12 protein-coding genes, 2 tRNA genes and 1 pseudogene are annotated in these 14,901 nt (G+C 39.2%); 10 read left to right on the top strand and 5 right to left on the bottom strand.

Annotation, left to right across the window (positions count from 1 at the left end; all coding sequences use genetic code 11):
• Positions 1 to 45 precede the first annotated feature (45 nt).
• A complete protein-coding gene (locus BCU84_RS14285) occupies positions 46 to 360 on the bottom strand; it encodes a hypothetical protein (protein ID WP_102528748.1) in 315 nt (104 codons plus the stop codon).
• A 172-nt stretch (positions 361 to 532) separates the two neighbouring features.
• Here BCU84_RS14285 and BCU84_RS14290 point away from each other — a divergent pair, with 172 nt between their 5' ends.
• Genes BCU84_RS14290 through BCU84_RS14300 form a run of 3 tightly spaced genes read left to right on the top strand, consistent with a single transcriptional unit; the run spans position 533 to position 3,445 of the window.
• Entirely contained in the window at positions 533 to 1,027 is a 495-nt protein-coding gene (locus BCU84_RS14290; RefSeq protein WP_102528749.1) for a putative 4-hydroxy-4-methyl-2-oxoglutarate aldolase, read from the top strand.
• A gap of 58 nt (positions 1,028 to 1,085) precedes the next feature.
• A complete protein-coding gene (locus tag BCU84_RS14295; RefSeq protein WP_102528750.1) occupies positions 1,086 to 2,903 on the top strand; it encodes an AsmA family protein in 1,818 nt (605 codons plus the stop codon).
• Positions 2,903 to 3,445, top strand: a complete 543-nt coding sequence (locus BCU84_RS14300) for a BsuPI-related putative proteinase inhibitor (RefSeq protein ID WP_102528751.1) — start codon at positions 2,903 to 2,905, stop codon at positions 3,443 to 3,445. Before BCU84_RS14295 ends, BCU84_RS14300 begins: the two co-directional genes overlap by 1 nt.
• A gap of 154 nt (positions 3,446 to 3,599) precedes the next feature.
• On the opposite strand, the gene BCU84_RS14305 is transcribed toward BCU84_RS14300, so the two are convergent.
• Positions 3,600 to 5,117, bottom strand: a complete 1,518-nt coding sequence (locus BCU84_RS14305) for a LysM peptidoglycan-binding domain-containing protein (RefSeq protein ID WP_102528752.1) — start codon at positions 5,115 to 5,117, stop codon at positions 3,600 to 3,602.
• A gap of 143 nt (positions 5,118 to 5,260) precedes the next feature.
• The gene (gene gloB, locus BCU84_RS14310) at positions 5,261 to 6,052 is read right to left on the bottom strand and encodes a hydroxyacylglutathione hydrolase (RefSeq protein WP_102528753.1); all 792 of its coding nucleotides are present in this window, start codon (positions 6,050 to 6,052) and stop codon (positions 5,261 to 5,263) included.
• 367 nt (positions 6,053 to 6,419) lie between these two features.
• On the opposite strand from gloB, the gene BCU84_RS14315 reads away from it, so the two are divergent.
• Complete coding sequence (locus BCU84_RS14315; RefSeq protein ID WP_102528754.1) at positions 6,420 to 7,151, top strand: class I SAM-dependent methyltransferase; 732 nt, start codon at positions 6,420 to 6,422, stop codon at positions 7,149 to 7,151.
• A 7-nt stretch (positions 7,152 to 7,158) separates the two neighbouring features.
• On the opposite strand, the gene rnhA is transcribed toward BCU84_RS14315, so the two are convergent.
• Positions 7,159 to 7,632, bottom strand: coding sequence for a ribonuclease HI (gene rnhA / locus BCU84_RS14320; protein WP_102528755.1), 474 nt, complete (start codon positions 7,630 to 7,632; stop codon positions 7,159 to 7,161).
• Positions 7,633 to 7,705: 73 nt separating this feature from the next.
• Between rnhA and dnaQ the strand changes: the two genes are divergently transcribed.
• The 6 genes from dnaQ to BCU84_RS14350 all read left to right on the top strand — a co-directional run bounded on the left by dnaQ (position 7,706) and on the right by BCU84_RS14350 (position 14,202).
• Positions 7,706 to 8,440: a DNA polymerase III subunit epsilon gene (dnaQ, locus tag BCU84_RS14325; RefSeq protein WP_102528756.1), complete on the top strand. Its 735-nt coding sequence runs from the start codon at positions 7,706 to 7,708 to the stop codon at positions 8,438 to 8,440.
• Positions 8,441 to 8,463: 23 nt separating this feature from the next.
• A complete protein-coding gene (locus tag BCU84_RS14330) occupies positions 8,464 to 9,774 on the top strand; it encodes a TIGR03503 family protein (protein ID WP_102528757.1) in 1,311 nt (436 codons plus the stop codon).
• A gap of 333 nt (positions 9,775 to 10,107) precedes the next feature.
• Complete coding sequence (locus BCU84_RS14335) at positions 10,108 to 11,328, top strand: DcaP family trimeric outer membrane transporter (RefSeq protein ID WP_241906442.1); 1,221 nt, start codon at positions 10,108 to 10,110, stop codon at positions 11,326 to 11,328.
• 459 nt (positions 11,329 to 11,787) lie between these two features.
• Positions 11,788 to 11,864, top strand: a tRNA-Asp gene (locus BCU84_RS14340).
• A gap of 61 nt (positions 11,865 to 11,925) precedes the next feature.
• Positions 11,926 to 12,002 (top strand) — tRNA-Asp (locus BCU84_RS14345).
• 250 nt (positions 12,003 to 12,252) lie between these two features.
• Positions 12,253 to 14,202, top strand: a complete 1,950-nt coding sequence (locus BCU84_RS14350) for a sodium:proton antiporter (RefSeq protein WP_102528758.1) — start codon at positions 12,253 to 12,255, stop codon at positions 14,200 to 14,202.
• 108 nt (positions 14,203 to 14,310) lie between these two features.
• Here BCU84_RS14350 and BCU84_RS14355 read toward each other — a convergent pair.
• Positions 14,311 to 14,445, bottom strand: a pseudogene (locus BCU84_RS14355) (thioredoxin-dependent thiol peroxidase); the annotation flags it as partial.
• Positions 14,446 to 14,901 lie beyond the last annotated feature (456 nt).

Raw genomic sequence — 14,901 nt, forward strand, 5'->3', positions numbered from 1 at the left:
TTAATATCTTCAGAGTTGAGTGAATAACTTACTTTGTATTCATTTCTAATCTTGTTTTAATTTCAACATAATACTTAACACATCTTGATAAGAGATTTTGAACTCTCTAGAAAGCTGAATAACTTTGGCTTTATATGTCTGAATATGCTCTTGTTTTACGAGTTCGGTTTGCTTTTCTTCAACTAACTCAGAAACGACTTCCTCAAGAATTTTGATACGACGTAAGCTGTAATCTAAAGAAGACAAATAGGTCTTCATTTGAACTCTGTTACGAGCATTCTCTAAACTCTTAGTGGTACGATTTTCAAAATCTAATTCATCGAAAGCATTAATAACATTTTGTAAATTAATATCTGTCATATTGAAAACTACTTAGAAAGGTGGGTTAATGAATAGCAATAAGGATATTGCAGTGTTTTCATCCATGAACAATCAACTATAGCGACAGTCTATTCAGATTAATGAATTGTTTCAATAGCTATACACGTTTATATTAATGATAGTCTTATTAAATTAGTACATGGAGTGTGAGATGTTAGATTTATTGCCTGATTTATTTGATTATTACGAAGATAAACTGACTTTGGTTCAATCGAATTGGAATACATATGGTGGTAAAACTATTTTCTATGGCGAAATAGTGACGGTTAAGTGTTTTGAAGATAATTCAAAAGTTAAATCAACATTAGCCAGTTCAGGTAAAGGAAAAGTCCTAGTCGTTGATGGTGGCGGTGCATGCCGACGTGCGTTATTAGGTGATATGATTGCTGAATCTGCAGCAAATAATGAATGGGAAGGGATCATTATTTATGGCGCAGTGCGTGATGTTGGCACCCTTGCTACTATTGATATTGGTGTTCAAGCACTTGCGAGTAACCCAATCAAAACCGATAAAAAAGATGTCGGCCTAGTGAATGCGAATATTGAAATCGCTGGAGTCACAATAAAACCTAATATGATGGTTTATGCCGATAAAAATGGTATAGCAGTCTCTGAAAAACCTTTAGATTTAATGGTATTAAGCTAAACTCATATATAGAACAGAATTTCTCATTAAATTTCAATTTGCTTACAAGGATGCAAACATGAAGGCACTTAAATGGCTATTAGGTATTATGGCTAGTTTGATTTTAATACTGGTTGTGTATTTAACGGTATTTTTTGATCTCAATAGTTTTAAACCACAAATTGTAGATGCGGTAAAAGACCAAACTGGGCGTGAGTTTGCTATTAAAGATGATTTAAGTTGGAGTTTCTTTCCTTCTATCGGCATTAACTTGGGCGGAATAACATTGTCCAACCCTGAGAACTTCGCCCCAGCGACTTTTGTTGAAATCAATGAAGCGGTTGCCAATGTGGCATTGATGCCGCTATTAAGCCAAGAAGTTGAAATTGCCATGCTTTCATTAGATGGTTTGACACTTAACATGGTGACAAAAAAAGATGGCGCTAACAGTTTAGATGGTCTTAGTGGTGACAAGGCTGCCACAGCACCTAAAGAAGAGGCCGCACCTTCAGAAAAAAGCGATTTGCAACTTCAAAGCCTACAAATCGGTGGCGTATCAATTACCAATACTAGGATTAATCTCATTGATGAGGTTAGTGATACCAAACAAGTCTTCATGTTAAATAGCTTAACCTTAGGTGAATTCTCGTTAGGCAATGCTGCTGATTTTGCTTATGACTTTTCAGCGCAGATGCCTGATATGACGGTAAATAGTAACGGCGAAGGCCAATTGACTGTGCAACATGATTTATCGAAAGTGATGATAAGTGGTTTTTCTATCAATACTGATGTAGCCGGTGACAGTATCCCCAATAAGAAGTTATCAACCCAACTAGTCACTGATATTAATGTTGCACTTGATTCGCAAACGCTTCAGGTTGCAATTAGTAAGCTGTCAGCAATGGATATTAATGCTACTGGTGACATCAAAGTGAACTATGGCAATAAGATCCCGAAAATTAATGTGCAGATGGATTTTGGTGATATAGACCTTGATTCCATAATGCCAGCAAGTGAACAAACTGAAACCAAAGAAACAGAGCAAGTTGCTTCAACAACACCTGCCGAGGAGCCCGATTTATCGGCGCTTAAAACGATTGATTTAACCTTAGGCATGACGGTTAAGTCGATAAAGGTTTCAAATTTATTAACTCAAGACTGGAAAATGAAAGCGACTGTGAAAGATGGTATTGCTAATCTGAGTGATTTTTCAGCTAATTTGTACGAGGGTAGTATCACAGCTAAAGCAAAACTTGATGGACGCCAAAAAGTGGCAAGTTACAATTTCGAGCAAACGCTTTCAGGGGTACAATTCCGTCCGCTATTAAAAGATGCTGCTGATATTGATTTAATTTCTGGCGCTGCAAATTTTAATGTTAAAGGTTCTGGTAAGAGTTTAATCCCTGACAACTTGAAGAAAAACCTATTAGCAAATGGTGATTTTGCTATTGCTGATGGTTCGCTTTACGGGGTGAATATTCCGCAAATGATCCGTAGTGCTCAAGATAAGTTAAAAGGGGATTTATCAGCTAAAAATGATGAAGAACTCAAAACTGACTTCACCAGTTTAACCGGTTCTTATTCACTGAAAAATGCGGTATTTACTAACCCAGATTTATCAATGGCTTCGCCATTAATACGTTTAGCTGGTAATGGTAGTGCCAATATTGACTCGCAAACTGTTGATTATAAACTTACGACATCTGTCGTTGGTTCACTTGCTGGTCAAGGCGGTGGCAGCGATGCGTTAGCTGGTGTGGATATACCTTTAACCATTAAAGGCAGTATGCAAGACCCTAAATTTGGTATTGATACTAGCGCATTGTTTGATGCTAAGTTAAAAGGTGAAACTGATAAGCTAAAAGATAGCTTGTTTAAAAAATTAGGAGGGTTTTAATGAAACGTTTTATAGGTTGCTTAAGTTTACTGTTAGTAGGTTGTAGTGCGACAAGTACCGATGTTACAGCACAAAACAGCAAAGAGGCAGCGGCAGAGGTAAAACCCGTAATGCAAGCCAAAACAATTATGTTAGGCGCTGGAGTCTCAACAATGGCTGAAACACTGTTAGTCGGTTTTTTAGAAGCTAAAGAATATACCGATCCAAGTAAAGCAATGTCATTGACACATACAGTCACTAACAGCCAAAGTCGTAGTGTTAATCTACGATTTAATTCGGGAATGACAGCTGATTTGTGGTTATACGATCCTAAAGGGCAAAAGGTATGGTCATCATCGCAAGATATGATGTACACCCAAGCTTTAAGAGATGTGACGTTAGCACCAGCACAAACGATTAAATCTAGATTCAGTGTTCCTGCTGCGATTATGGAAAAAGTTTCAGGCCCTGGTTATCGCTTTGAAGTAAAATTTGCAGGTAAAGCCGAAGGCAGTAGCTTACCGTTAATCAATGCAGGTTCAACGCCGCTTATCGTTAAATAAAATAGCTTATTGAACTGATTTAGTATGCATGAAATAAAAAACGGCCAGTGATTTCACTGGCCGTTTTTATTCGTTGTGCTATTGAATGTTAATGAATGCTAGATTATAGAATGCGGCATTCATCGACAATCTTCACTTCATTAGATTAACACTGTTACGCGTTCACTTTACTCACATCAACAACGAGTCTTAACATTTGACCTGGTTGAATGTACTTAGTGTTATGCAGCTTATTCCACTTGATTAAGTCATCGACTGAGACATTAAACCGACTAGCGATACGTGCTAAAGAATCCCCTGAGCGCACTTTATAATTAACCGTACGCTCTGTGGCATTACTAGATGTTGCACTGCCAATCGTCAGTACTTTACCTATGCTTAATGCGCCATTTTTAGGTAATCTATTCCAGCGAATTAACGCATCTACAGAGACATCAAACTGACGTGCAATAACCCATAATGAATCGCCAGACTTAACGGTATACGTCATCGCTTTAGGTGTTAACTGGTTTTGTGCTAATAGCTCATCGGTTGTTAAATCAGCCCCTTCAGGTGGAACTGGAATTATAAGATATCGGCCAGCACGGATATTGTTGTTCTTTAGGTTATTACTAGAACGGATAAACGAGGGTGAAGTATCGAAACGTTTCGCAATGTGACTGACCGTATCACCAGATTGAATTTTATAGCGATGCCAATTTAGCTTTGATTTTGGATCTAATTGGGCAAGCTTTTGCTCAAAAACATCTTTTTTGTCGTAAGGCACAACCAAAGTATGGGGACCATCAGGTGATGTCGCCCAGCGGTCAAGCCCAGGATTTAAACTTTTAAGCTCATTAATATTCATATCTGCTAAATCAGCAGCAAGCTTTAAATCCATCTGACTTTGGATATCAACGATGGCGATATGAGGTTCATTACTGATAGGTGTTAGATTAATGCCATATTTTTCAGCATTTTTAATAACGTCAGATAAGGCAATTAACTGTGGGACATAGCGCTGTGTTTCTCTAGGTAATGATAAAGCCCAAAACTCTGTGCTTTTACCTGCAGCTTTATTACGGCGCACTGCATTATTTACACGGCCTTCACCAGTATTATAAGCTGCAATGGCATACAACCAGTTCTCGCCTGTACGGTCGTACAGGTATTCAAGAAAATCTAATGCGGCAATCGTTGCAGCTGGCACATCACGGCGACCGTCGTACCACCAGTCACTCTTTACGCCAAAATGATTGGAGATAGGTGAAGTTAATTGCCAGAGTCCAGACGCAGCACTTGCTGAATAAGCTGAAGGGTCGAATGAGCTTTCTACAATAGGTAATAATGCGATTTCGATTGGCATATCACGCTTTTCTAGCTCTTCTACAATGTAATGAAGATATGGTTCAGCACGTTTTGAAACAATTTCCAAATGTCTAGGGTTAGCCAGATACCAGTCACGATACTGATTAACCAGTTTATGATCATCTATCGGCATTTCCATTTGTAGGCTAATACGCTGCCATACATCGGTAATTTCAACTGGTTTTTCAACTTTTACGATAGTGTCTTCAGGCTCTACAGGCTTTTGAATAGCAATCGGCTCTGGGGTCGGTTTTGGTGTTGTAAGAGTTTGACAACCTGTTAAAAAGGCCATTCCACCAATAAAAATATATAAAGATTTGTGCATCAAAAACAATATTCCTAAGTCTTGCAAAACAGGCTTAACAAGGTTGTAAGCCTAAAGTATTGGTCAAAATTAAAGCGGCATTGTAGAGCAAAACACGCCTAATGTCTTTGCTTAGTTACGTTTGCTTGGCTTTGTCAGTATTTTTAAAAATTATTTTTCCATTGTCTTAATAGGGTAAATGTCTGTAAATCGGTCGGATTCTCTACATCAAACTGTTCAGAAATAGATTGTTTAATTTCTGTACAATGACTTCTCAGAAATGGATTAATTGCTAATTCTGTTGCAATAGTAGTAGGGATTGTTGAAATGTTGTTTTCTCTTGCCTTGTGAACTGACTGTTGATATTGCTGCAGTGCACTATTATTCGGCTCAACAGCGATGGCAAAGGCTAAATTTGCTTGGGTATATTCATGGGCGCAATAGACTTTTGTATTTGCATTTAAGGATGATAGTTTCGCTAAAGAAGCCCTCATTTGTTCAGCCGTTCCTTCAAATAATCGTCCGCAGCCGCCACTAAAGAGGGTATCGCCACAAAATAAGGCGTCCTCTATTGAATAAGCAATATGACCAAGGGTATGGCCTGGCACTTCGATGACATTAACAGGGCTGCTTATATGGGGTAGTGACATTGTCTGATCACGTTCGATTAATTGAGTCAGACCACTAATTTTTTCTTTGCTTGGACCATATACCGCTAACTGTTGTTGATGAGCTTGCTGTAGTTCAGCGATACCACCGGTGTGGTCAGCATGATGATGGGTAATCAAAACACCCACTAATTCTAGTTTATTGCCTTGAGCATCAGCTTGATTTAAATAGGTTAATACACTCTGTGCACAACCTGGGTCGACCACATAAGCTTTGTTAGAATTAGCTTGATGGAAAAGCCAAATATAATTGTCATTAAAAGCTGGGATGGTAATAACTGAGAGCATGAAAGCAACCTTGATAATAGATGAAGCTACAGATTAACGGATTATCTTAAAGACGCCAAATAATGGCCTGCCACTTGAGAGTCTTGTATACCTTATCTGAACAAATTGCCTTGATTGAATCATCTATTAAAGCGGAAATACAGACTAGAAATGAAGAGCATATGTTGATACAGAATTGGTATTGTTTGTTAAACTTTGAGCGGCCCGCATGTTGGTAGCCAAAGCCCAGAGATTCGAAAATTCAGCTTAATTTACCTACTGTTGTCAATAGCATAATTTATTGAATCGCCTTAGGGACTTTAGTTCAAAAAAATTCAAAAATCGTTATACTCAAGTGAGGCGTTACAATCTTAAGGGGTTATTGTTCATGTCAAAAAGTGAGAAACCGCAGCAATGGCATCAATTACCTTGTGGTGATGAGATCCAATTAGCAGTTGAGCAGCAACTGGCTAGTTGGTGGCCAAGAATATTCGGTTATCATTTACTTAAACTTGGCCCTCTTAGCCATCAAATCTCCAGTTTACACTGCAACATTGCTCGTCATTTTTCTATTCACGATGGAGAAGGAGCATCAATCATTGCTGACCCCCACCATTTACCGCTCAATAGTGGTTCTATGGATGCGGTATTAATGAGCTTTCTTATAGAGTTTGAACAAGATCCTTACCGGTTACTTAGGGAAGTCGATAGAGTGATGATCAGCGGTGGTTATATCTTTATTTGCGGGTTTAATCCGGTGAGCACTGCATTTATTGGAAAGGTTATGCCTAAATATCAAACAAAACTTCCTTGGTCTGGACAATTCTTCATGCCTGCAAGGGTCAAAGATTGGCTAGGGCTTTTGGGTTATAAAATATTGCAAGATGAACGATTTATATATCACCCGCTTATAGGCGATATTAACCAAGGTGCTTGGTGGCAAAACCGAATTGAGCGATGGCTTCCTGGTATTGGCAGTGTTTATCTTATTGTGGCGCGAAAAATGGAGTCACCTTTGACACCGATTAGAGAAAAGAAAAAAGCGCGGGCACCTCAATGGGCGCCAGCATCAACAGCAGGTAGAACGGGTCATTCAAATAAATTAAATAACCCAAACTAAGTTAAATTTATTCTGGCTTATAGTTTTCATCTTCTTGCTCCGGTTTAGCTTCTGCTGCCCACCTAGCTAAATCATCACAGCGTTCATTTTCAGCGTGTCCAGCATGACCCTTAACCCAGCGCCAATCCATCTGGTGAATTTGGCTGACTGCATCGAGGCGTTTCCATAAATCGACATTCTTAACGGGTGTTTTAGTGGATGTTATCCAACCTCTTTTTTTCCATCCGTGGATCCATTGCGTGATCCCTTGACGCATATATTGGCTATCACTCGTTAAAATAATATTACACGGTTCATATAAGGCTTCTAATGCTATGATTGGGGCTAATAATTCCATGCGATTATTAGTGGTCAATTTAAATCCGTCAGACAATTCTTTGGTTTGCTGCTTATATTTCATTACAATACCGTATCCGCCAGGACCTGGATTACCCAGACATGAGCCATCAGTATAAATTTTGATTTGTTTTAGTTCTGACATCAAATTGTTACCATACAATACGTATTAATTGCGGCAATTATACTTAAATACACAACTATTAATTGAGTTACCTATGAATATTATTTCTAGCGCAAGTCGCCAGGTTATTTTAGATACAGAAACAACGGGTATGAACCAAGCAGGCGGGCCTGTTTATATTGGTCACCGCATTATTGAAATTGGTTGTGTTGAAGTCATTGACCGTAAATTAACCGGTAGAACTTACCATCAATATATTAACCCTGGTCAGCTCATTGATCCTGAAGCAATTGAAGTACATGGCATCACTGATGAACGAGTAGCAAAAGAGCCTCGTTTTCATCAAATAGCCCAAGCATTTATCGACTTTATTGATGGCGCTGAAATCGTCGCACATAACGCACCGTTCGATATCAGCTTCATGGATCACGAATTTGCAAACCTTCAACCCATCGGCCCCAAAACTGCTGATATTTGTGGCATTCTCGATTCATTAACCGTTGCAAAACATCTTCACCCTGGGCAAAAGAACAACCTTGATGCCCTGTGTCGTCGTTATGGTATCGATCTTTCGCGTCGTACTTATCACGGCGCGTTATTAGATGCCGAAATTCTTGCAGATGTTTATCTGATCATGACGGGCGGACAAATTAAGTTTAATTTGTCCAATGAAAAAGCGGGGCAAGAGGGTGGTGGGATACAATTAATTGATCAAAATGAGTTTAATCTTAAAGTGATCTCAGCTACGGCCGATGAATTAGTATTACATGACGAACGTCTTGATTTAGTCAAGAAATCGGGGAAGTGCCTCTGGAGAGGTGAAGCCTAAAAATTAAGGTAAAAGCGCAAGTAATGAATGGAATTAAACCGTATTTAATGTCACTGGCATTGTCACTGCTAATACTGATTGCGAGCACCTTTTCTCAATTGGCGTTAGCTGTGCCATATACACAGGCCACTGAACTTAAAAATAGGTTCAGAATTGATCATATGGTCGATGAACTGACATTATTAGTGCAACGTGAATACGGCTCCGCGCCCGTTATTGTCATATTACCCGATGGTTCTAAATGGTATGCCGATAGGCATCCTGAGTCTGTCAAATGGGTTGATGGCTTGACTGGTGATATGATAAAAATCCAAAAGCCAATGCCTGGTCCATGGCAGCTGTTGGGCAGTTTAGCGCCCAATTCAACCATTCAAAAAGTGTCTAACCTTGAAATTGACGTTGAGCCAATTCCACAGCCTTTATTTCAAGGCGAGCGTTTAAAAGTGACATCGCGTTTATTAGGGGATGGATTAACAGTCAGGCTGCCCGGGCTTGATTACATGATTGAGTGGACAGTCAAGTTTGCCAGTCATCATAAAAACACTGACGCAAACTTTACCACCGGAACTGTCATCGTAGGTTCCTATAAAGACAATGGCGAAGGGCTAGATGAAGTACCTGATGATGGTATCTTTACTGGTAAGAAAAACCTCAATCAACCGTGGGGGAATTACACCTTAACGGTTGAAGCTCGAAATAATATATTTCAACGAGAAATTAGCTACCCATTTTACTTATCAGAAAAACCGATTGCTGTAGATGTAATTGAACCTGAAGATAAATTAAACGGTGTTTGGCATCTTCAGTTAAACGTAGATGACGACGTTTTACAACTTGAACAAACTCATTTTCATTTTGATATTGTCGGACCAGCTGGCCTTAAGTTACCGATAAGCTTTAATGAGGTTCAGTTCGCTGAAACCTTACTCGCTATCCCATCGGTCACTGGCTTTGGTAGCTATCGAATTAAAGGCTCTGCAGTCTCAACGACTATTGAAGGCCGTGAGATTGTACTGGACTTACCCGAGCAGTTTTTCAACTTAATTGAACCCCCTGCGCCACCACCATCAGCCGAAGAGTTAGCCCAGCGTGCAGCGATTAAAGCAGCGCAAGAAGAGGCAGCAGCAAAAGACAAAGCCATTTTCTGGATTTTAGTCATCAACGGCAGTTTATTAGTGATTGGCATTCTAGGTTTAATTATTTGGCGCAAGAAACAAGCGCTAAACAAAGCGTTAGCGGCAACAAAACTGCGTTTAGAGCAAGAGGGTGGTGCTGAGAATACCGACGAACCAAGCATTGATGATCTCGATTTAACCATGCCAGACGAAAAGTAACTACTACGGTGGAGCTACAATGCTAGCTCCATTTTTAATCATCTCACCATCAATCTTCTATTAGCTAATCATTTAGCGTGTTAAAGAAAGCTTATTCACACTATGGCACCCAATCCAAAAAGCGACATTTATCACTAATATCAAATCTTTGGGACTCACTTTTAACTTTCTTGTTACGACTGAGTTTCTTTTTGTAAACCTTCTAGTAACCCACATTTTGGAACAAATTCCAGTTTTATCATCACACCATGGATATTAAAAATTCCTAAATCCCAATCTTTCTCATCATTTACGGATGCGATGGAAGGTTATAAATAAAAATAAGGTGATGTAATGAAAAACTGTGTAGTTAACGCCAAGCTAAAGTCATCAGATGTTAAATCTTTTAAATTAAACAAAGGATTGAGCCTAATAGGGCTAGTGGTCGCCAGCGCACTTGCCGCAACAAATGTAAGCGCATCAGTGATTGATGACACTGACGTGAACTTTGGCGGCTATATAAAAGTCGATACCATGTTCAGTGATTATAGTAATGGCGCACCTGACTCTGGTTCAATCTCAAGGCAGTTTTATGTGCCTGGCACTATCTATGGCGTTGATGGTAATGGCAGTCAGGTTGTTGATTTTCAAGCTAGGGAATCAAGATTTAATTTTAAAACGGTTAGCAGTATCGACGATCATAAATTAACGAGTTTTATTGAGTTAGATTTTATGACACATGCTGATGGCAATGAACGTGTTTCTAATAGCTATTCGCCGCGTATTCGTCATGCCTTTTTCAGTTTTGACAATTGGACTGTAGGCCAGTCTTGGACCACTTTTCAAAACCCTGCAGCGTTACCTGAAAACCTTGATTTTGTTGGTGCTGCTGAAGGGACACCGTTTGTTCGTCAAACGCAAGTTAGATATACCAATGGTGGGTTTCAATTTTCATTAGAAAACCCCGAAACAACACTAAATGCTTATCAAAGTACAAGCAGAATTGTGAGTGGTAGTGGCATGGTGCCAGACGTTGTCGCAAGATATAACATTAAAACAGAGCAGGGGGCTAAGTTTTCTGTTGCCGGTATTGCAAGACAGCTCAATATAGAAACCGAAATCAATGATATTCAGTTAGATGCCACAGCTATGGGTTACGGTGTAAGCGTTAGCGGCATACTTCCCGTCGGAAAAGATGATTTAAAGTTTACAGCGACATATGGAGAAGGTTTAGGTCGTTATATGGCATTAAATTATGTAAATGCCGGCGTTATTGATGCTGATGGCGATATTGACACCATTTCATCCTATGGGGGTTTTATTGCTTATCGTCACTGGTGGAATGATAAATGGCGTACTAGCTTAACAGCTTCAGCCTTTAGTGCTGATAACAATACCAGCTTGATGGCAGATGAGGTCAATAAAGACTCATACTCTGGCTATGTTAATTTACTCTATTCACCTGTTAAGCCTCTGACAGTAGGAGTTGAGTACATGTACGCTAAAAACAGTAAAGAAAATGGCGATGAAGGAGAGTTAAATCGCATTATGTTTTCAGCTAAATACGTATTGTAACTGCTTAACGTTTTGTGGCTCACTTTAATGCTAGCTTTTTCATGTTTAAAAGCAGTATTGATAGGAGCTTTAAAGCAGCTTATCAAGCTATAAAAGTCTATAGCTGACCAGACAGTAGATCAGCTATGGACTCAAGCTTGCTTAAGTATTCACACTTGCTTCAGTATTCACTCTTGCTTAAGTATTCACGCTTGTTTAAGTATTTATCAATAAAAAGATTCTTCTTTTAAAAAAAAGAGTAACCCCATGGTTAATTACTGATTAGATATTTATTGGTTATGAGTTTTATTGTTTGATGAAAATAATGACATCACAAGAAGGGCACTAAACTGGTTTATTTACATCCAAAAAGCTCATGAATTAAGCTTGGTTGAACATTTTTTGGCTAAACAGACAAAAAAATAAAAAAAACGGTTGACGGTTTTTGACGACATCTCTATTATTCTTCGCAACTTAAGTGGAGCGGTAGTTCAGTTGGTTAGAATACCGGCCTGTCACGCCGGGGGTCGCGGGTTCGAGTCCCGTCCGCTCCGCCAGTTAAGTTACTTAGATTATGTTTATTTGTTTGATACTGTTCATAACAGATAGCACAGTTTAGGAGCGGTAGTTCAGTTGGTTAGAATACCGGCCTGTCACGCCGGGGGTCGCGGGTTCGAGTCCCGTCCGCTCCGCCAAACAGATCAGCCCTTGTCATATGACAAGGGCTTTTTTGTGTTCGAAATTTACCTTTCACAGTTTGCTTAATTTTTACATATTTCAAATCAACACCTTATGATGTTAATGAATCTTTAATTAAATGCGTCTAATCTATTAATTATCACTTGCTCTACTTAGGTATTTAGTATTTTATTACTGTAAGTAAAATACAAAGAACATCGACAAAGATACAGCTAAGCACGTTAGCGCTTTTATAAGGATATATACATGGTTGAACACATCACAGGCATGCTCGCACTCATTGGTGTGTTGTCTTTATTGTGTCAGTGGATCGGCTGGAAGTTACGATTACCTGCAATTTTACCGCTATTGCTGTGTGGACTATTGTTAGGACCCGGTTTAGACATTTTAAATCCAGACGCCATTTTTGGTGATTTACTGTTTCCTATTATTTCTTTAGGGGTTGCAGTCATCCTGTTTGAAGGCGCATTAACGCTTAACTTTAAAGAAATTAAAGATCACGGCCGCATGGTGACGAATTTAGTCACTTTTGGTGCTTTTATCACTTGGGCATGTATTGCCCCTGCGGCACATTGGTTATTGGGCTTTGAATGGCCTATGGCACTGTTATTTGGCGCTTTAGTTGTGGTAACAGGGCCAACGGTTATTGTCCCTATGCTGCGTACAGTAAGGCCTAAATCAAACCTTGCCAGTATATTGCGATGGGAAGGCATTGTGATAGACCCAATTGGCGCAATTCTAGCGGTTTTAGTTTATGAATATATCGCAGTTGCTGCCGCAGCAGACCCAACCACTCATGTATTGTCTGCATTAGGTATTACTTTACTACTGGGTTTTGGCTTGGGCGCTATAGCTGGTTATTTAATTGGTGTCGCGTTAAGAACCAATGTCTTTCCCCATTATCTTAAAAATACGGCTGTGCTAACCATCATGCTAGGCATGTTTGTTGGTTCTAACTTAATTCAAGAAGAATCAGGTCTGCTGACTGTAACCGTAATGGGAATTTGGCTGGCCAATATGCGCGGCGTGGATATTGCGGATATTTTAGAGTTTAAAGAAACTTTAACGGTGCTGTTAATTTCTGCACTTTTTATTTTATTAGCTGCAAGATTAAATTCAACAGCCATGTTAGATCTGGGTTGGGGTGGCATTGGTGTATTAATGGTTGTAATGCTGGTGGCGAGACCATTAAGCATTTGGATTTCAGGCATTGGCACTAACTTGTCCCGCTCTGATAAATGGTTTTTAAGTTGGGTTGCACCACGCGGTATTGTTGCAGCAGCTATCTCATCACTATTTGCGATAAAACTAGAAGCTATAGGGGTTAACGGCGCGAGCTCAATTGTGCCATTAGTTTTCTTAATTATTATCGGTACAGTCGTTATTCAAAGTTTGACTGCAGGCCCATGGGCTAAATTTTTAGGCGTTAAAGCGGATTCATCACAAGGTTTACTGTTATTTGGCGCATCTAAATTTTCACGTGAGTTAGCTAAAGTGTTAACTGAGAAAAATGTCAAAGTCATGCTTGCTGATAATAACTGGGATAATATTCGTCAAGCGCGTATGGCAAATATTCCAGTGTATTTTGGCAACCCAGCTTCAGAGCATGCCGATAACTTTATGGACTTAAGCGGTATAGGCCGAGTACTAATCCTGTCACCTTATCGACAATTAAACCCACTAGTGAGTTTTCATTTTCAGGACTATTTTGGTAGTGAAAAAGTTTATGGTTTAAATAATGCTGAAGGCGGAAGTGCTAGACATCAATTGTCTGAATCATATTTACAACGTTTATGCTTATTTGGTGAGTCTGTCTCATATGCACGAATTGCCAGTTATATGGCTAAAGGTGCGGTCATCAAGGTGACTAACATCACTGAAAACTTTACGTTGGAAGACTTTAAATCTCGTTATGGCGAAACTGCAATGCCATTAATTTATTTGACTAAAGATCAAAAAGTAAAAATTGTCTCAGGTATTGAGCAAGACTTACCGATAGGCATCGAGCTCATCAGCTTGTTACCACAAGAGGCCCAAGAGCAGGATGTCATCCAACGTAACTTAAAAGAAGTGGCTGATAGAGAAGCAAAACTGCTAGCAGAAAAAGGGCAAGCGGAAAAACAACAAGCTGAGCAAAATGAAACGCAAGCAACGGATAAAAAACCGTCCAACAGTCAACAAAAGCCTCAGGAATAAAAGTCAGTTTATAATGAATCAATAATCAGTAACAAAAAAGGCTTCGTGTTAACGAAGCCTTTTAGTATAAGCATTTGAATTAATTCAAATGCTTATACTATTCTGTGATTAGTGTTCAGCGATAACTGATAAGACAACTTCGTGATGATTTTTAGTTTTAAATTTATCAAACACGTGCGCCACTTTACCGTCTTGACCAATTAAGAAACTTAAACGATGGATGCCATCGTAGATTTTACCCATAACGCATCACCCTTGGAAATAACTTGGGACATAAAACTTGACAGATATCAATGAAGTCTATACTTAACAGTGAGTTAGGTTAATAAGTTTTCCTTTTGTATTTTAATTATATCAGTTGTCATATTTTTTTGTAAAAAGGGCTGTTTTTGACGCTTTTTAAAGTAGTGAACTGTCATAAAAAGTTTAGACGGTGCAATGGCTCATAGCTGATTGTCATACGGGAGAGCAGGTTGGTATTTAAAGTACGACAGAATCGCTTGGTGATCACAACTCATCAGCATCATAGCTATCTCACTTTTGGACAGAAATGCGTTAGAGCAAGGAGTCTAAAGCTGGGTCGTAGGATTAGGGAAAGTATGGTAATAAAAAAAGTTTACCCTGACCCTGAGGGATCCCCACGAATTTAATAGGATGCTTGTGGTTCCCTCACTAAATCCAGCAGCATCTTAATCGCTA

Origin of the sequence: Shewanella sp. 10N.286.51.B7 (assembly GCF_002873615.1) — a bacterium.
In the GTDB taxonomy this organism is placed as follows: domain Bacteria; phylum Pseudomonadota; class Gammaproteobacteria; order Enterobacterales; family Shewanellaceae; genus Shewanella; species Shewanella electrodiphila.